General features: G+C 73.6%; 10 protein-coding genes and 2 pseudogenes. 7 read left to right on the top strand and 5 right to left on the bottom strand.

Features of this window, described 5'->3' with window-relative positions; genetic code table 11:
- The first annotated feature begins 72 nt into the window (after positions 1–72).
- From P0084_RS17395 to P0084_RS17380, 4 genes and pseudogenes are all read left to right on the top strand, one after another.
- Positions 73–912 carry a glycosyltransferase family 2 protein gene (locus P0084_RS17395; RefSeq protein WP_308918155.1) on the top strand — a complete coding sequence of 280 codons (840 nt, stop codon included), beginning with the start codon at positions 73–75 and terminating at the stop codon, positions 910–912.
- Between the two features lie 22 nt (positions 913–934).
- A complete protein-coding gene (locus P0084_RS17390) occupies positions 935–2,107 on the top strand; it encodes a Gfo/Idh/MocA family protein (RefSeq protein WP_308918154.1) in 1,173 nt (390 codons plus the stop codon).
- The gene (locus P0084_RS17385) at positions 2,104–3,024 is read left to right on the top strand and encodes an NAD-dependent epimerase/dehydratase family protein (RefSeq protein WP_308918153.1); all 921 of its coding nucleotides are present in this window, start codon (positions 2,104–2,106) and stop codon (positions 3,022–3,024) included. Before P0084_RS17390 ends, P0084_RS17385 begins: the two co-directional genes overlap by 4 nt.
- A pseudogene (locus P0084_RS17380) lies at positions 3,021–4,277 on the top strand (glycosyltransferase); the annotation flags it as partial. The gene P0084_RS17385 and the pseudogene P0084_RS17380, both read left to right, overlap by 4 nt.
- Positions 4,278–4,621: 344 nt before the next feature.
- On the opposite strand, the pseudogene P0084_RS18560 reads toward P0084_RS17380, so the two are convergent.
- Positions 4,622–5,251: pseudogene (locus P0084_RS18560) on the bottom strand (O-antigen ligase family protein); the annotation flags it as partial.
- A 996-nt stretch (positions 5,252–6,247) separates the two neighbouring features.
- Between P0084_RS18560 and P0084_RS17375 the strand changes: the two are divergent.
- Positions 6,248–9,199 (top strand): hypothetical protein, encoded by a 2,952-nt coding sequence (locus tag P0084_RS17375; RefSeq protein ID WP_308918152.1) that lies wholly within the window; start codon positions 6,248–6,250, stop codon positions 9,197–9,199.
- Positions 9,192–10,625, top strand: coding sequence for an oligosaccharide flippase family protein (locus P0084_RS17370; RefSeq protein ID WP_308918151.1), 1,434 nt, complete (start codon positions 9,192–9,194; stop codon positions 10,623–10,625). Before P0084_RS17375 ends, P0084_RS17370 begins: the two co-directional genes overlap by 8 nt.
- Here P0084_RS17370 and P0084_RS17365 read toward each other — a convergent pair.
- The 4 genes from P0084_RS17365 to P0084_RS17350 form a co-directional block, all read right to left on the bottom strand.
- Positions 10,622–11,707: a glycosyltransferase family 2 protein gene (locus tag P0084_RS17365; protein WP_308918150.1), complete on the bottom strand. Its 1,086-nt coding sequence runs from the start codon at positions 11,705–11,707 to the stop codon at positions 10,622–10,624. The genes P0084_RS17370 and P0084_RS17365 overlap by 4 nt on opposite strands.
- Before the next feature lie 49 nt (positions 11,708–11,756).
- Positions 11,757–13,481: a bifunctional sulfate adenylyltransferase/adenylylsulfate kinase gene (locus P0084_RS17360; protein WP_308918149.1), complete on the bottom strand. Its 1,725-nt coding sequence runs from the start codon at positions 13,479–13,481 to the stop codon at positions 11,757–11,759.
- An 80-nt stretch (positions 13,482–13,561) separates the two neighbouring features.
- Positions 13,562–14,554: a DUF5996 family protein gene (locus tag P0084_RS17355; RefSeq protein WP_308918148.1), complete on the bottom strand. Its 993-nt coding sequence runs from the start codon at positions 14,552–14,554 to the stop codon at positions 13,562–13,564.
- 57 nt (positions 14,555–14,611) lie between these two features.
- Positions 14,612–15,619: a glycosyltransferase gene (locus P0084_RS17350; RefSeq protein WP_308918147.1), complete on the bottom strand. Its 1,008-nt coding sequence runs from the start codon at positions 15,617–15,619 to the stop codon at positions 14,612–14,614.
- Positions 15,620–16,287: 668 nt separating this feature from the next.
- On the opposite strand from P0084_RS17350, the gene P0084_RS17345 reads away from it, so the two are divergent.
- Complete coding sequence (locus tag P0084_RS17345) at positions 16,288–17,325, top strand: replication initiator protein A (RefSeq protein WP_308918146.1); 1,038 nt, start codon at positions 16,288–16,290, stop codon at positions 17,323–17,325.
- Positions 17,326–17,473 lie beyond the last annotated feature (148 nt).

Below are 17,473 nucleotides of genomic sequence, written 5' to 3'. Positions count from 1 at the left end.
TTTAACCTCCGCTTATCCCCGCGGGCCGCACGGGGCTGGCGCGCACGGACGCGGCGTCCTAGGGAACCGGCCATGGACGTCCCCGCCATCGTCATCCCCGCCAACGACGAATCCGCCTGGATCGACGCCTGCCTGGCCGCCCTGGCCGCGCAGCGGGGCGTGGCGCGCGCCCGCGTGATCGTGTCGGCCAACGCCTGCACCGACGACACCGTCGCCCGCGCCCACGCCCACGAGGGCGCCTTCGCCGCGATGGGCTGGCGGCTGGACGTGATCGATGCCCCCGAGCCCGGCAAGCTGGCCGCGCTGAACAGGGCCGACGCGGCGATCGACGCCGAAGGCGGGGCGCCCGCCCGGATCTACCTGGACGCCGACGTGCGCTGCGACCCCGACCTGGTCGCGCAGCTGGCGGAGGCCCTGGCGCCGCGATCCCCGCTCTATGCCACGGGCACGCTGGCGGTGGCGCCCGCGCGGACGGGGGCGACGCGGCTCTATGCGCGGGTGTGGCGGCGCCTGCCCTTCGTGCGCGGCGGCGCGGTGGGGGCGGGGCTGTTCGCGGTGAACCGCGCGGGCCGCGGACGCTGGGGGACGTTCCCCGACATCATCTCGGACGACACGTTCGTGCGATTGCACTTCGCGCCCGGGGAGCGCGTCGAGGTGCCCGCCCGCTACCACTGGCCCATGGTCGAGGGGTGGTCCAACCTCGTCCGCGTCCGCCGCCGCCAGGACGCGGGCGTGCGCGAGCTGGCCGCGCGCCATCCCGAACTGATGGCCAACGAGGGCAAGGCGCCCCTGGGCGCGGGCGGCGCCGCGCGGCTGGCCGCGACCGACCCGGCGGGCTTCGCGGTCTATGCGGGCGTGGCGCTGGCGGTGCGCGCGCGCCGGTCCGACCTGGCCTGGACCCGCGGACGGTGAGGCGGGACCGGAAGGACGGGCGGTGAGCGCGGACGCGACGCATCCCCCCGCGCGCCATGCGCCGCGCCACGTGGCCCTGGTGGGCACGGGCTTCGTGGCCGACCTCTACATGGGTTCGGCCGCGGCCTTCCCCGACATCGCCGTGCGCGCGGCCTGGGACCGCGACCCGGACCGGCTGGCCGCGTTCTGCGCGCATTGGGACGTGGCGCCCGCCGCCTCGCTGGACGACCTGCTGGGACGCACGGAAGCGTCCGACCTCGTGCTGAACCTGACCAACCCGCACGAGCATGCGGGCGTGTCCACCGCCATCCTGGAGGCCGGGCGCCACGTCTATTCGGAAAAGCCGCTGGCGATGGACATGGGCGACGCGCGACGCCTACACGCCCTGGCGGGCGAGCGCGGGCTGGTGCTGGCCTCCGCGCCCTGCTCCGTCCTGGGCGAGAGCGCGCAGACGCTGTGGGCCGCCGTGCGGGGCCGGGCCGCGGGCGAGGCGCTGCTGGTCTATGCCGAGATGGACGACGGCTTCATCGGCCGTGCCCCGTACGAGACGTGGCGCGGGGCGAGCGGCAGCCGCTGGCCCGCCGCCGACGAGTTCCGCGTCGGCTGCACGGTCGAGCATGCGGGCTACGTGGTGACCTGGCTGATGGCGATCTTCGGCCCCGTGGCGCGCGTCGTGGCCGCGGGCGCCGAGCTGGACCGCGTCAAGCTGGACGGGGGACCCGCGGGCGCCCCCGACTACAGCTGCGCCACGCTCTACTTCGCCGGCGGCGCGGTGGCGCGGCTGACCTGCTCGATCCTGGCGCCGCACGACCACGCGCTGACCGTGACGGGCACCGAAGGCACGCTGCGCCTGGCGGAAACCTGGGACAACGCCGCGCCCGTGCGGCGCCGCCGCCGGTTCCGCGTCCGCCGCCGCGTCTTCGAGGGCCTGCCCCGCCGCTTGCGGCTGAAGGGGCCCACCCACCCCAAGGTCGGGCGCACGGGGGCCGCGTCGATGAACTTCATGCTGGGCCCGGCGGAGGTGCTGGACGCGCTCGCCGCGGGGCGGCGCCCCCGGCTCGACGCCGACTTCGCGTTGCACCTCAACGAGGTGACGCTGGCCATCCACGAGGCGGGCCGCGGCACGGTGCGCGACATAGGCACCCGGTTCGCGCCGATGGCGCCGATGCCCTGGGCCGCGGGGGATCTGCCGTGAGCGGGGCCCTGGCCGTCACGGGAGCGAACGGCTTCCTCGGGCGCGCCGTCGTGGCGGCGGCGCGGGCGGCGGCGGGCGGGCCCGTCACGGCCCTGTCCCGGCGGGGCGAGGACGGCACGATCGCCTGCGACCTGTCTGCCCCCGACGCCGCGGCCGCCCTGGTGCCGCATCTGCGCGGCGCGCGCGCGGTGATCCACGCGGCCGCCGCGACGACCGGCGACGCCGCGCGCATGGCGCGCGACACGGCAGCCGCGACGGACGCGGTCCTGGTGGCGATGCGCGGGGCGGGGGTGGCGCATCTGGTGCTGGTGTCCTCGTTCTCGGTCTACGACGTGGCGGGGATGGCGGATGGCGACACCTTGTCGGAAGCCTCGCCGCTCGTGGACGCGGGCGCCGCGCCCGACGGCTATGCCGCCGCCAAGCGCGCGCAGGAGGACGCGGCGCGCGCCGCCGCCGGGGAGGGGGGGCCGGCCGTGACGCTGGCCCGGCCCGGCGCGATCCACGGCCCCGGACGCGACTGGAGCGCGCAGGTTGGCTTCCGCCTGGGCGGGGGCCGCGTCCTGTGCCCCGCGGCCCGGGGCCGCGTGCCCGCGATCCACGTCGACCGCTGCGCCGAGGCCCTGCTCCGGGTGGCGGACGACCCGCCGCCCGCCGGCGCGGTGCGGGCCGTGAACCTGGTCGACCCCGACCCGCCGACGCGCGCCGACTGGACCCGCGCCCTGGGGCTGCGCCCGGTGGGCGTGCCGCTGGGACCGGTCCTGGCGCTGGCCGCCCCCCTGGGCCGGCGCGACCGCTTCGCCGCGCGGTTCCGGCCCGTGACCTACGACGACGCGGCGATGCGCGCTCTGATGGCGGGGGCGCCGCCGGCCCGACCCTTCGCGCGCGCCCTGGCGGCCGACCGGGACGCCGCGCGGTGACCCGCAGGATCGCCTACCTGACCGGCGAGTACCCCCGCGCCACCGACACCTTCATCCAACGCGAGGTCGCGGCCCTGCGGGCGGGGGGGCTGGACGTCGCCACCCACACGATCCGGCGCGCGGGCGCGGAGCACATGGTCGACGACGCCCTGCGCGCGGAGCAGGCCGCCACCTTCGCCGTGCTGGAGGCCGCGCGATCGCCGCGGCGGCTTCTGGGGGCGCAGGCCCGTACCTTCGCGCGCGCGCCGCGCCGCTGGCTGGGGGCCGCGGCCCTGGCCTGGCGCATGCGCCCGCCCGGGGCGAAGGCGGCGCTGTGGCAGGGGTTCTACCTGCTGGAGGCGGGGGTGCTGGCCGACCGCCTCCATGCGATCGGCGCGGACCACCTGCACAACCACTTCGCCGACAGCTCGTGCAGCGTGGCGATGCTGGCCGCGCGCATCGCGGGGCTGCCCTTCAGCTTCACGCTGCACGGCCCGGCGGAGTTCTTCGCCCCCCATCACTGGCGCCTGGACGAGAAGGTCGCCCGCGCAGCCTTCGTGGCCTGCATCAGCCACTTCGCGCGCTCCCAGGCGATGCTGTTCTCCGACCAGGGGCACTGGAACCGGCTGCGCATCGTGCATTGCGGCGTCGATCCGGACCGCCTGCCCGCCCGGGGCCCCGCCGCGGCGCGGGCGGGCGCGGAGGCGGGCGCCTGCCACGTAGTCTTCGTGGGCCGCCTGGCGGGCGTGAAGGGGGCGCCCCTGCTCCTGGATGCGCTGGCCCGCCTGGCGTCGGACCATCCCGGGCTGCGCGCGACGCTGGTGGGCGACGGTCCCGAGCGACCCGCCCTGGAGGCGCGGGCGGCGGCGCTGGGGCTCGGGGACCGCGTCGCCTTCACCGGATACCTGTCCCAAAGCGGCGTGGCGGACACGCTGGGGGTGGCGGACATGCTCGTCCTGCCCTCCTTCGCCGAAGGCGTGCCCGTCGTGCTGATGGAAGCGATGGCCACCGGCCTTCCGGTCGTGACCACGCGCATCGCGGGCGTGCCGGAGCTAGTGGAGGACGGGGTGTCCGGCCTCCTGGTGGCGCCGGGCGACGGGGCGGGGCTGGCCCGCGCGATGGACGCCCTGGCCCGCGACCCGGGGCGCGCCGCGGCGATGGGCCGGGCGGGCCGCGCGAAGGTCGTGGCCGAGTTCGCCCTCCCGCGGGAGGCCGCCTGGCTGCGCCGCCTGTTGGACGGGTCGCTGGAAGGCCGCCTTCCCGACGGCCTGCGCCCCGAGGCGTCCGCCGCCCGCGCGGCGGGGGCGGGGCGGGCGGTCGGCAGGCGGGGCCTGGACGGCTGCGCCGCGCGCCCCCCGGGGCGGGTCCGCGTCCCGTCCCCGGGGGCGGGAACCGGAGCGGGGGCGGGGGCCGGGATCGGGGTAGTCAGCGCTTCCAGCCGGCCGACCATCGCCCCCGCGATCAACCAGGTCAGGGGGGTCAGCGCCGAGTTCGGCAGGAGGTCGATCAGGTTCGCCGTCAGAGCCAGCGCCAAGCCCGCCATGATCGGGTCGCCCCGCGCGGCGGGCACGCGCAGCATCCAGAACAACGGCAGCGTCAGCAGTCCGAAATACGCCAGGTAGCCCACCCACCCGTAGGTGCCGATCGTCAGGACCCAGGTTCCGTCCGTGATCGACAGGTCGCGGCCCGTTTCGGGGTCGAAGACCCGGTTGCGGCTGTAGCCGCCCCAGCCGAACAGCGGCTTCTCGCCCGCGCGGTCCAGAAGGATGTCCTCGTTGTCGAAGCGGAACGCCAGGGAGGCGGCGCGCGACGTGTCGATGCGCGCCGCCGCGTCGACGATGGCGCCCGTCGGCACGAGGCCCGCGCCCCGGGTGATCGGATAGACCACCACGAACAGCGCCAGGCCCGCCGCGACGAGGGTCTGGAACCGCGGCCGCAGCAGCAGGGCTACGGGCAGGAGCGCCAACGCGATGAGGAAGGCGCCCAAGGTCTTGGACAGGAACAGCGTGACGAAGAGCGCGAAGCAGGCCGCCAGCCACAGGGCGGGCGCCCGCCCCCCCCGGGGGGGGCGGGGGGGCGGACGGCGGGACGGACCGGGACCGGCGGGGGCGGGGGTCGCATCGGCGGAGGCGGGGGCCGTGTCGGCGGACGGCGGCGGTTCGGCGGGCAGGGCGGGGTCGGGGACCGCGCCGGACAGGCGTCCGGACCGCGCCGCGCGCCACAGGGCCGCCGCCAGCAGAACCGTCATCGCGAAGAAGATGCCGACCCGCAGGCCGTGCTCCAGGAAGATCATGGGCCGGAACCCGCCCGCCCGGATGTGCTGGTTGAAGTTGTGGGCGTAGTAGCCGTAGATCCAGTTGTTGAGCTGCGGCGACAGGCGGACCTCCACCAGCGCGAGCAGGGCATAGCCCAGACCTGACAGGACCAGCACCTTCAGCAGCGTCGCCTGCGCGTCGGCGGTCACGAGGTAGCGCCGCGCCACGAGGAATGGCAGGAGCATCATCAGGAAGCGCGACACCCCCGATAGCGCGTCGTAGAAGTCGAGGCCCGACAGGAAGCGCGGTCCGAAGTTCAGGGACTCGCCGTTCGTCAGGGCGGCCCCGACCGGAACGGCCAGCAGCAGCGTGGCGATCCCCAGGAGGGCCGGGCGGCTGGACCGCCGCCGCGCGGTCGCCCGCAGCACCGCGAGAGTGGGATCGGCCCCGCCGCCACGCGCGGCGGCGCGGGGGCCCCCGGGCCGGGCCGGGCGGTCGTCGCGCGTCCCGCGCAGGGCGCGGCGGACCGGCGCGGAGGTGGAGACGAGCAGGCACATCAGCGCCGCCGCCACGATGGGCATCGTGGTCTTGTCGTAGGGCGGCAGCACCGGCAGGTCGTAGCGCGCGCCGGGGGGCAGCAGCAGGTATCCGCCCACCACCGACCAGGCCAGGGCGGCCGGGATCGACAGCCGGCGGAACAGCACCAGCACGACGATGGGCCACAGCATGAGGGCGAGGGTGGTCATCGCGCGTCCGCCTCGGGAATGGGCTCGGGTCGGGGCCGCCGCGGGAGGCGGGGCCTGCGGGGGGCCTATGCCACGGATGCGGCGGAAATGCGAACCGGACCGGCACGGCGCCGCGACACCGCGCCGGGCCCCGTTAGGATGGCTTTCACATCCGTGGGCGATGCTGTAGCCGTCCGGTCGTCCCGGCGGGACCGGCTCCGGCGGAGGCCGCCGCCCAGACCATCACCACGGAGATCCGCGGACATGCCACGCATCGCGCCCATCCCCTTCCCATCGATTCCCATCGCGATCGCGGCGGCCGCGCGCGTCGTCGTCGTGGCGGCGCTGGCCGCGACGCTCGGGGCCGCACCCGGCCGGGCCGCGGAGGTCGCGCGCTTCCTGGTGGGCGAGGCGGCGGTCGCGCCGCCCCCGCACGCGATGGCCGCCACGGTCGCCACCATCAGGCAGGGCGAGCCCGCGATGCTGGGGGGCGACTTCGAGCCCGTGTTCCTGCGCGACCGGTTCTTCGCGAACGCGGACGCGCCCGCGGACCGCCCCGGCCTCATCCTGGCGGATCCGGTGGCGCTGGGACGCTTCGACACCCTGCGCAGCGGGGCGCTCGACGGGGCGCAGGTCACGGTGATGCGCATCGAGGACGGACGGCTGCGCATCGTGCGCGAGGATGTCGTGCCCGAAGGCGGGCACGTGCTGACCGGATGGCACCGGGCGCTTTCCAAGCGCAGCGCCGTCGCGGGGAACGCGACCCAAGTCCGGCTGGGCTTCTCCGAATGGTCGCGCCCGGACCGGCCGCGCTGGTTCTCCCTTCGGGCGGTGGACGCGCAGGGGCGCCTGTCGGACCATTCGGAGGCCGTGCGCGTCCAGCTGCCCCGTACGCTGAAGCAGGCGGGAAAGGACGGCCTGATCGACCGCCCGGAGATCGACGGGGCCGCGGAGGGCGGGCCGGACGCGCCCCGGGGCCTGCGGGGCCGGGTGGACGCGCGCGGCCTAGTGCGCCTGGACTGGGACGCCCCGGAAACGCCCGTGGCGGCCTATCTGGTCTATTCCAGCTACGGTCCGCCGGAGGAGATGCGCGGCAACTTCGTCGACTTGGGCGATGCGGGCCCGCCCGTCCGGCGCGGCGACATGGTGATCGTGCGCAAGGAGATCGCGACGCCCCGGCGCGGGGCGCTCGTTTCCGACCGGATCTGGGACGCGAACGAGGCTTCGCGGATCCGCCGCGGCATGGTGGGCTGGTGGCCCGACGAGCGCCCGGACGCGCGCTGGACGCACGAGCCGCATCCCGACGGGTTCGCGCTGGCCGAGGGATGGGGCGGGCGCAGCTTCCTGCGCCTGGACCTGGCCGGTCCCCGCCCCGTGACGCTGGGCCGGTACAACCACGCCGGCACGGAGCAGAGCTGGTATCCCATCTTGCGCGACGACGTCCCCTACCGCTTCGAGGTCCGCCTGCGCGGGTCGCGCCCCGGCCGCGCGACCCTGTCCTTCGACGGCCCGCTCGAACGCCTCGTGCGGCCCGTCATCGTGGATTATGGCACCGACTGGACCCATGCGGTCGTGGAGCTGCGGATCCCCGCCGTCCTGACGTCCAAGTCGCCCGGACGGCTGAAGCTGGTGCTGCGGGGGCCGGGGCGCGTCGACGTGGACGACATGCGCCTGTACCGCGCCGACACGGGCCACGTCTATGCCCCGCCCGAGGCAAGGGACCGCCTGCGCGAGGCCGGGCTGTCGGCGCTGCGCACCCACCAGACGATCAAGACCGGGGTGCGGACCTACGACCTCCGCGCCCTTCTGGACGACTATCGCGGGCGGGCGGGCCTGGCCACCTCGTTGCGCCTGATGGAGGAGACGGGGATCGATCCCTGGCTGCAGGTCGAGCCGCATCTGAGCGACGCCGAATGGCTGGGCCTGGTGGAATGGCTGGCCGCGCCCTTCGATCCAGACACCGATGATCCCGCCCAGAAGCCCTGGGCCGCCCTGCGCCACGCCCAGGGCCGCACCGCGCCCTGGACCGACGCCTTCGACCGCATCTGGTTCGAGGTCGGAAACGAGACGTGGAACGGCATGTTCGCGCCCTGGACCTTTCCGCGGATGCGCGACGCCGCCACGGGCGAGCGCCTGAAGGAGGGCACCGTCTACGGGCTGTTCCAGGTCCGCGTCGCCCGGGTCCTGCGCTCCAGCCCGTGGTGGGACCCTTCCGGCCTGGAGGAGGCGACGCGCTTCGTGATCGGCGGCTGGGCCATCAACGAGTACGGCGCGCAGGCCGCGCGCGCGGCGCCGGAGGCCTCCGACCTGGTCTCCATTGCGGCCTACAACGGCGGCTGGGACACCGGCGAGGGGCCCGTCGAGCCGACGCCGGAGAGCTTCTTCAGCGTCCTCAACCAGGTGGGGCAGGTCATCCTGCCCGATGCCCGGAGGCTGCGCGCCGCCGTGGACGCCGTGGCGGCGGACCAGGACCGCGAGATCGAGATCGGCACCTACGAGGCGGGACCCGGCTACACGATCAACGGACTGAACGGACACCGCGTCACCGAAGCGCAGACCGAGGCGCAGATCCGGGTGATGAACAGCCAGGCGGCGGGCGTCGCCACGCTGGACGGCTTCCTGGCGATGCGCGCCGAAGGGTTCTCGATGCAAAACTTCTTCCTGTTCCGCGAGGGCACCCATTGGAGCAGCCACGCGCCGTGGCATCTGGGGGACCTGACCTACATGTCCTGGGCCCTGCCCACGCTGATGAACCGCGCGGGCCCGGGCGAGACGCTGCCCGTGCGCACCCTGTCCGCGCCGCGCACCGATCTGGAGGCGGGGCGGGGCCGGCGCGTGGACGTCCCGGATTCACCGCTGGTCGCGGTCTACGCCTCGCGCGAGCGGGACGCGGACGGCACGCCCGTGCGGCTGACCGTGACCGCGGTGTCGCGCAAGGTGCCCGACCACCCCGACCCCGCGCGGCGCGGCTGCACGCCCCTGGAGATCGCGCTGCCGCGCGAGGCGGCGGACGGGGTCGCGCGCGTCACGCTGCACCGCACCGCGGGGCGCCACGACGACAACGGCATCGACGGCATGCCCGCGCGCATCGAGACCGTCGAGATGGGCGGCGGCGTGATCGAAGGCGGCGTCCTGCGCGTCGACGGCACCACCGGCGGCCCGGCCTGCGGCTTGCCGGAGGCGAATGCCCACATCTACGTGATCGACCTTGGCTGACCTCAGCGCGGGTGGGGCCGCCCCTCCGCCCCCGGGATCCGCGAGCCCGCCCCCTGGCTCCGACCCGGACGCCGCCGCGCGGGCCGAGCGGGGGCGGACCTTCCGCCGCCGCAGCCTGTCCTCGCTGGCCTGGACGCTGGGCGGCACGGGGCTCCAGCGCAGCCTGTCGCTGGTCAGCAACCTGATCCTGACCCGCCTGCTGATGCCCGAAGCCTTCGGCCTGATGGCGGTGGTCGTCATGGTCGGCGTCATGATCGAGCTGATCTCGGACATCGGCGTGCGTCAGAGCGTCATCCGCTCCGAGCGAGGCGAGGAGCGCCATTTCCTGCGCGTCGCCTGGACGGTGCGGTTCGTGCGCGGCCTGTTCGTGGCGGGCGGGGTCCTGGCGGTGGCGGGCCTGCTGTGGCTGCTCGCCCCGGCGCTCGCGCCGCCCGACAGCGTCTATGCCGATCCCCGCCTGCCCGCGCTCATCGCCGTCTCGGCCCTGACGATCGTGCTGGGATCCGCGGAATCCATCGGCGTCATCCGCGATGCGCGGCGCATGAACCTGCGGCGCAACACGGTGCTGATGACCGTCAGCCACGTCGTGACCTTCGCGGCGACGCTGGGCGCGGTCCTGATCGAGCCGTCGGTCTGGGCCCTGGTCATCGGCACGGCGATCGGCACGGCCTTCCGCGTCCTCGCCTCGCACGCGCTGCATCGCGACCTGGTCGGGCCGCCCGTCTGGGACCGGGCGATCGCCGCCGAGATGTGGACGTTCGGCCGCTGGATCATCGGGTCCTCGGTCGCGTTCTTCATCCTGAGCAACGGGGGCCGCCTGATCCTCGGCGCGCTGCTCGACGCGCGGGCCTTCGGCCTGTTCGCCATCGCGATGCTCTGGGTGCAGTCCGGCGTCACGGTGATGCGCGCGATATCGAACTCGGTGATCTTCTCCGCCTTCGCCGAAACGCTGCGCGACCGGCGCGACGCCTTTCCCGCCCTCCTGGGCAGGGCGCGGGCGGGCTTCTACGCGATCCTGGCCCTGGGCTTCGCCTGCGCTCTGGGGGCCGGCGACCTGCTGATCCGCACGATCTATCCGGAGGAATACTACGGCGCGTCCGTGTTCCTGATCCTGATGTCGGTCGACTTCCTGATCCGCCAGCAATCGCTGGCCTCCTCGATCCTCCTGTCGGAGGGGCGCAGCGCGGTGATGGCCGTGGCCAACGCCGTCGCGGTGGTCGTCATGATCGCGGGGATGCTGACGGCGTGGCGGCTGGCGGGGCCGAACGCGACCGTGCTGGCCATGGTCCTGGCCCCCCTGGCGGCAGCGCCGATCCTGTTCGTCCACGCCAAGCGCGCGGTGCCCGCCATATCGATCCGCTGGGACATGGCCATGATCGGCGCGACGCTGGCGGCGGCGGGCCTGGCCTATCTGCTCGCGGCCTAGGCCCGGTACTCGATCAGCGCGCCGCGACGGCCCGCGCGCCGCGCGCGGCGGTACGCCAGGAGGCCCGCCATCTCCCAGGGCTTGCCGCCCATGACCAGAAGCGCCCAGACCATCGCCCGGCCGAACGGATCGCCTCGGTCCCGCATCCGGCCCCGCGCCACGCGCAGCGCCATCGCGGGATAGAGCAGGACCCCCAGGAGCGACGCCCCCCCCGGAACCCACCACCGCGCCGATCCCAGGAATGCCAGGAGGAGCGCCGCCGCCGCCAGGACCAGGACCAGCGCGGGCACGAGCCCCCCCCAGACCAGGATGCGGTTCCGTTCGCGCAGGTTGTAGCGCTCGGGCGACGCGCCCATCCGGTCCGCGCCCTCCGCAAAGGCCCAGCCCGTGCGTCGCGTGCGCGTCAGCCACTGCCCCAGCCGCGTCATGGCGGCGTCGTGGCCGCACATCTCGGCGGCCAGCCGCTCGACCCGCCAGCCCGCGGCCCGCAGGCGGAAGCACAGTTCCGGCTCCTCGCCGCAGATCAGGCCGGGATCGAAGCCCCCCACCGCCCGAAAGGCGTCCGCGCGATAGAGCGCGATGCCCCCCACCGCGTCCGCGGGGCCCGCCGGCGCGTCCCATTCCATGTCGATCAAGCGGTTCCAGATCGTGGCGTCGGGCGCCACCTCGCGCACGCGCCCCGCCACGACGGCCAGACCGCGATCGCGGGCGAGGGCGGCGGCGCCCATTCCCAGCCAGCCCGGCGCCAGGACGCAGTCGCCATCGACGAACTGGACGAGGTCGGGCGGATCCGCCGCGGCCAGCAGCACGTCGGCGCCCGCGTTGCGCGCCCGCGCCGCGGTGAATCCCCCGCTGACGTCCAGATCCACGACGCGCACGCCCAGGCCCGCCGCGAAGGCCACGCTGCCGTCGGTCGAGCCGCTGTCGACGTAGACCACGCGGTCGGGCGGCAGCATGGCGACGGCGGCCGTCAGGCAGGCCTCCAGGCGCGCGCCCTCGTTGCGGCCGATGGCGACCAGTCCGATGGAAGGGGAAGCCGTGGCGGGCAGGGTCGGGACCTCCGGACGGGCGCGGGCGGGCACGATGGGTATCGGCCGGAATCGGGGCCGGGAAAAGGAGCCCGCGCGTCCGCTAGGCGGCGCCCCGCGCGATCAGGCCCATCCCTTCCAGCTTCAGGAGCACCTCCTGGGCGCAGGCGTCGATGGCGCGATCCTCCGTGTCGAGGCGCAGCTCGGGCGATTCCGGCACCTCGTAGGGATCCGAGATGCCGGTGAATTCAGGGATCTTGCCCGCCCGCGCCAGCTTGTAGAGCCCCTTGCGGTCGCGCCGTTCGCATTCCTCCAGCGACGTGGCGACGTGGATCTCGACGAAGGCGCCGAAGCCCTCGATCATCTCGCGCACGGCCCGGCGCGTGGCGGCATAGGGTGCGATGGGCGCGCAGATGGCGATGCCGCGGTTCTTCGTGATCTCGCTGGCCACGTAGCCGATGCGCCGGATATTGATGTCGCGATGCTCCTTGGAGAAGCCCAGCTCGGAGGACAGGTGCTTGCGCACCACGTCGCCGTCGAGCAGCGTCACGGGACGGCCCCCCATCTCCATCAGCTTGACCATGATCGCGTTGGCCACGGTCGACTTGCCCGAGCCCGACAGGCCCGTGAAGAACACCGTGAAGCCCTGGGCCGAGCGCGGGGGCGAGGTGCGGCGCAGCTCGGCCACCACCTCGGGAAAGGAGAACCATTCGGGGATCTCCAGGCCTTCGCGCAGGCGTCGCCGCAACTCCGTGCCGGAGATGTTCAGGATCGTGACCGCGTCCCTGTCCGCGATCTCGTCCACGGCCTCGTACTGCGCGCGCTCGCGCACGTAGACCATGTGCTTGAAGTCGACCATCTCGAGGCCGATCTCGTCCTGGTGCGCGCGGAACAGCTCCTGCGCGTCGTAGGGCCCGTAGAAGTCCTCGCCTGCCGAATCCTTGCCCGGCCCCGCATGGTCGCGACCGACGATCATGTGGGTGCAGCCGTGGTTGCGCCGGATGATCCCGTGCCACACCGCCTCGCGCGGGCCGGCCATGCGCATGGCGAGGTTGAGCAGGCTCATGGTCGTGGTAGCCTGGGGATACTTGTCGAGCACCGCCTCGTAGCAGCGCACGCGGGTGAAGTGGTCGACGTCGCCGGGCTTCGTCATGCCCACCACGGGGTGGATCAGGAGGTTGGCCTGCACCTCGCGCGCCGCGCGGAAGGTCAGTTCCTGATGCGCGCGGTGAAGCGGGTTGCGGGTCTGGAAGGCCACCACGCGGCGCCAGCCCAGCTTGGCGAAGCGCGCGCGCAGCTCGTTGGGGGTGTCGCGCCGCGCGCGGAAGTCGTGGTGCATCGGCGGCGCGAGGCCGCGGATCCGCCCGCCCAGATACACGTCGCCCGCCGTCTCGTGGAGATAGCGCACCGCCGGGTGGGCGGTGTCGTCGGCGCCGAACACCGCTTCCGCTTCCGCCGCCTTGTCGGGCGTCCAGGCGTCGGACACGGTCAGCACCGCAAGGATCACGCCTTCCGCGTCGCGCAGGGCGACGTCGGCGCCGGGCCCGACCCCGTCGGCGAAGGCCCGGGACACGTCCAGCGTGATCGGCATGGGCCACAGCGTGCCGTCGGCCAAGCGCATGTTCCGCAGCACGGCATCGTAGTCGGCCCGCCCCAGGAACCCCGTCAGCGGCGCGAAGCCGCCGTTCATCAGGAGCTCCAGGTCGCAGAGCTGCCGCGGCGTCAGGTCCCACGACGGCATGTCGCCCGCCGCGTCGTGCAGCGCGGCCCGGTCGGCGGCGGGGACGTAGAGTTCGGGGACGGGATCGTGCTGGACGGCGGACGGCATCGGGCGTTCCTGTGGGTGGGTCGGGCGGCGGACCCATACACCCCATCCGCCCGGGCGCAAACCGCGCCGGGCCGCGTCGGTTAAGGACCCATCGTTCCGCCGGCGTGGCGGGGCAGGTGCTCGGGGCGGGGCGCCGAGACCGCGCGGGGCACGCGGCGCTCCGCCTCCGCGCAGTCGAGCCGGTCGCGGTCCCAGCCGCCCGCATCGGCCGCGGCGGCATAGGTCGCGCGCAGGAAGGCCAGCAGGACCGCCTCCGGGTCGGGCGCGTCGCGCACGGCCGCATAGGGCATCACGTACTCGCCCAGGGCCTCGTCGAACCGCGCCCCGTCCGGCAGGGCGGCGGCCCGCGCGAAACCCGGCGGGACGGGATAGGCATAGCTGTAGAACATCGCCTCGTCGGCTCCGTTTCCTCCGGGCCAGAAGCCCGCCGAGGACACCTCATGGTCGTAGGCCTCGCGCGTCACCGCATCGGGCAGGTTGGGAAAGCCGCCCGGATGCAGCGGCCCGCGCCGACCCGAGAAGCGCGTCACGGCGAGGTCGAACGACCCCCAGAACAGGTGGACGGGACTGCTCTTGCCCAGGAACGAAGTGCGGAACCGTTCGAGGACCGGCACGATCCGCAGGAGCGCCGCGTGAAAGCGCGCGATTGCCTCGGCGTCGTAGGGGCGCACCGCGTCGTCCCGCGCGAAGGGCACGGGGTCGGGCACCTCGTTGGGCGAGCCGTGGACGTCCCACGTCCCGCCCTGCGCCGTCACCGCGTCGCGCATCCGGTCGTGGAACCCCGCCACGCTGGTGGGTCCGAGGTCGAAGGCCCGGTCCGGCCGATCCGTCGCCTGCACCACCGCGCGGCTGTCGCACAGGTCGAGCGTGACCTGCACCGCCACGCCCGACGGGTCGTGGACCGGCCCCGTCGTCAGACCGCGCGGCGTGACGTAGAGCGTGGCCTGCCAGGAATGGTTCATCCACCGGGTATGCGCCAGGCGGTACTTCCCGATGATTTGGCACCACAGGTGCAGCGCCGCGCAGGTTCCGGCCCAGGGGGCATGGGGAATGGCGGGCCAGGTGGGGGTCATGGGGGGCTTTCGGTCGATGGAGCGAGTTTTGACATAAGACGGATTCGGGGGATTCGGCTAGCCGCGCAGCAGGGGGCGCACGGCGTGGCGCCAGAAGTCGCGCAGGAAGCGTTCCGGCACGATCGAGCGGCGCCGGGGCAGCGATCCCAGGGCCCGGTTCCCGACGGCCCCCGCCGCCCGGGCCGCCGCCCGGCCCAGGGCGCCCGCACGCCCCGCCGCCTTGCGATGGTAGAGCGCCCAGGATTCGTAGAAGTAGGCGGGTCGCCGCGGCACCGCCCAGGCCTTGTCGGTCACTCCGGTCGAGACCCCCTCCTCGTGCAGGACGCGCGCTTCGGGCACGTAAAGGCAGCGCCAGCCCGCCGCGCGCGCCCGGCGCATCAGGTCCACCTCTTCGTAGTAGAGGAAGAAGTCGGGGTCGAAGCCGTTCAAGTCGCGCAGGGCGTCCGCGCGCATCATCGCCGCGGCGCCCGACACCCAGTCGACGGGCCCGCCGGGATGGTCCGCGGCCAGGATCTGGCTGCGATGCGCCAGGCGCCGCGCGACGAAGCCGAGGTTCAACGTGTCGGAGAACTCGCTGGCCGCCGTGGGAAAGCGGAAGGCCGCCGGGACGGGCGCTCCGCCGGGTCCGACGATGGCGGGCCCGACGACGCCCGCGCGGGCGTCGTCCTCCAGCGCGCGAGCGAGGATGTCCACGGCCTCGTTGTCCAACCGCGCGTCGGGGTTGAGCAGCATCACCGCGTCGGGCGGGCGCGACCCCGCCAGCAGGGGCCTGATCACCACGTCGTTGCCTCGTCCGAAGCCGTGGTTCACAGCCTCCGCCCGGATCGTCACTTGCGTGCCCCAGCCCCGCGCCGCATGCGCCGCGCGCAGCCGGCCCACGTCCGTCCCGCCCGACGCGTTGTCGACCACGTGCACCGTCACCTCGCGACCCCCGTGGTCGCGGTCGACCACGCTCTGGACGCCGTCGATCACCAGATCCGCGATGCGGTAGTTCACGACCACCACCGCGACCCGCGCGACCTCGGGGGCGGCGCGCGGCGGGATCTCGTCGGTGGCTTCGGTCATGGCGTCCGTCCGCATCTGGTCGGGACGCGGATAGGCTGGATGGGCCCCATCCTCAACGCGGGGGCGTGTGTGTTTCCCGAAACGGTTCCGCCCCCGCCCGCCCCGCCGCGTCCGTCCGGTCCGGCGGGTCCCGTTCCGCGCCGTCGGCGTCGCGAATCGTCCCATTCCCCATCCAATCTTCTGCGATTCGCCGTTTCGGTCCCGTCCGATTCGATACGGAGCGTGTGTTTTCATGTGTTTGAATATGTGTTTAAGGATCCGACCATCCAGAATAATCCATGTGCATCAGGGGGATGCGCGATACATTTTCGGGTCGGGCGTGTGTGTTTCCCGAAACGAGCGTGTGTGTTTCCCGAAATAGCGTGTGTGAATCCCGATTCGTCCGACGTGGAATCGCGTCTGCCCGAATGGACGAATCCCGATTCGCCCATCGTCGCCTCGTCGGGCCCGCGAATCGTTCTTTCGGCATCCGAATCGGTCCGATCCAGTCCGATGGTGTGTGTTTCCCGACGGACCCCTGGACATCCGTGTGTGTTTCCCGAACAAGGACACACGGGGGCGTGTGTGTTTCCCGAACACGTACCCACGCCCCTTCCGCCTCCGGCGCGGGCCGTCCGCGCCCGCCCCCTGCCCCGCCGCGAGTGCGGCCCGATGGGAGAGACGCGCGCATGAGCGAGCACCTCAAGCCGATCAAGCACCCCCAGGGCGACCTGTTCGTGTGCGACATCACCGACGTCATCCTGAAGGACGACATGGCCTCGATGGAGCACCCGTTCTATTCGCTCAGCAAGAAGCCCGACCGCGAGCCGCGCCGCTACGAGTACAAGGACGCGTGGATCGAGTTCCGCCCTTCCATCAAGGGCCTGCCCACGATCTACGACAAGGACCTGATCATCTACGCGATCTCCCAGCTGATCGCCGGCGTGCGCGAAGGGCGCCCGATCTCGAAGCGGGTGCAGATCGATCCCTACGCGTTCCTCGTCTTCACGCAGCGCGGCACGGGCGGGCGCGACTACGACGCGCTGTGCGACAGCATCGACCGGATCGACGGGACGCGGTTCCGCACCAACATCCTGTTCGAGGGGACGCGCACGGACGAATGGATGGGCATCATCGACGGCGCCAAGATGCGGACCTGCGAGCGCACGGGCAAGATCAAGTCCCTGGAGCTGAAGCTCAGCGACATGGTCGTCTCCTCCGTCGAGGAGATGGACGTGCTGACGCTGCACCGCGACTACTTCCGCCTGTCCCGCCCCATCGAGCGGCGCATCTACGAGATGGCGCGCAAGGCCGTGGGCCAGGACGAGGGCTGGACCTTCCTGATGACCACGCTGCACAAGAAGTCGGGGTCGAAGGGGACCCTGCGGGAGTTCCGCCGCCAGATGAAGCCCATCGTCGAGGGCGACTTCCTGCCCGATTACCGCGTCCTCTACGACGAGGAGCAGGACCTCGTGACCTTCGTGAACCGCAACACGATGCCGCGCGCGACCGCCAAGGCCGCGGAATGCGCGGCGCTGGTGCGCGCCCGCGTTTCGCCCGACGGGCTGGACGCGGCGCGCCTGGCGGCGCCCGGCTGGGACGCGCATTACCTGGCGGAGCGCTTCGCCGTCTGGTGGAGCCACACCGGCAAGCCCGCCCCCGCCGACGCCGACCCCCTCTTCGCCAAGTTCTGCGAGACCTGGCAGGCGCGGCACGGCTCCCCCTGAAGCCCCCCCCCGCCCCGGCCGGAGGCGGGCGACCGCGGAGCGGATACGACATAAACCTGATTGCTCGTGGTGCCGGAACGGCCGAAACAAGGCGTGCACCCCCCGTACACCCCCTGTACACCCCCCGTACATACGCGAGGCACCGTCC

The organism is Jannaschia maritima, from assembly GCF_030973515.1.
Taxonomy (GTDB): domain Bacteria; phylum Pseudomonadota; class Alphaproteobacteria; order Rhodobacterales; family Rhodobacteraceae; genus Jannaschia; species Jannaschia maritima.
Note: the sequence above shows the minus strand (reverse complement) of the source record. Positions and strands in the feature narration are given on the sequence as shown.

Coding starts and splice junctions, on each gene's coding strand:
- P0084_RS17395 (WP_308918155.1), top strand. CDS start 73: ATGGACGTCCCCGCCATCGTCATCCCCGCCAACGACGAATCCGCCTGG.
- P0084_RS17375 (WP_308918152.1), top strand. CDS start 6,248: ATGCCACGCATCGCGCCCATCCCCTTCCCATCGATTCCCATCGCGATC.
- P0084_RS17360 (WP_308918149.1), bottom strand. CDS start 13,481: ATGCCGTCCGCCGTCCAGCACGATCCCGTCCCCGAACTCTACGTCCCC.
- P0084_RS17355 (WP_308918148.1), bottom strand. CDS start 14,554: ATGACCCCCACCTGGCCCGCCATTCCCCATGCCCCCTGGGCCGGAACC.
- P0084_RS17350 (WP_308918147.1), bottom strand. CDS start 15,619: ATGACCGAAGCCACCGACGAGATCCCGCCGCGCGCCGCCCCCGAGGTC.
- P0084_RS17345 (WP_308918146.1), top strand. CDS start 16,288: ATGAGCGAGCACCTCAAGCCGATCAAGCACCCCCAGGGCGACCTGTTC.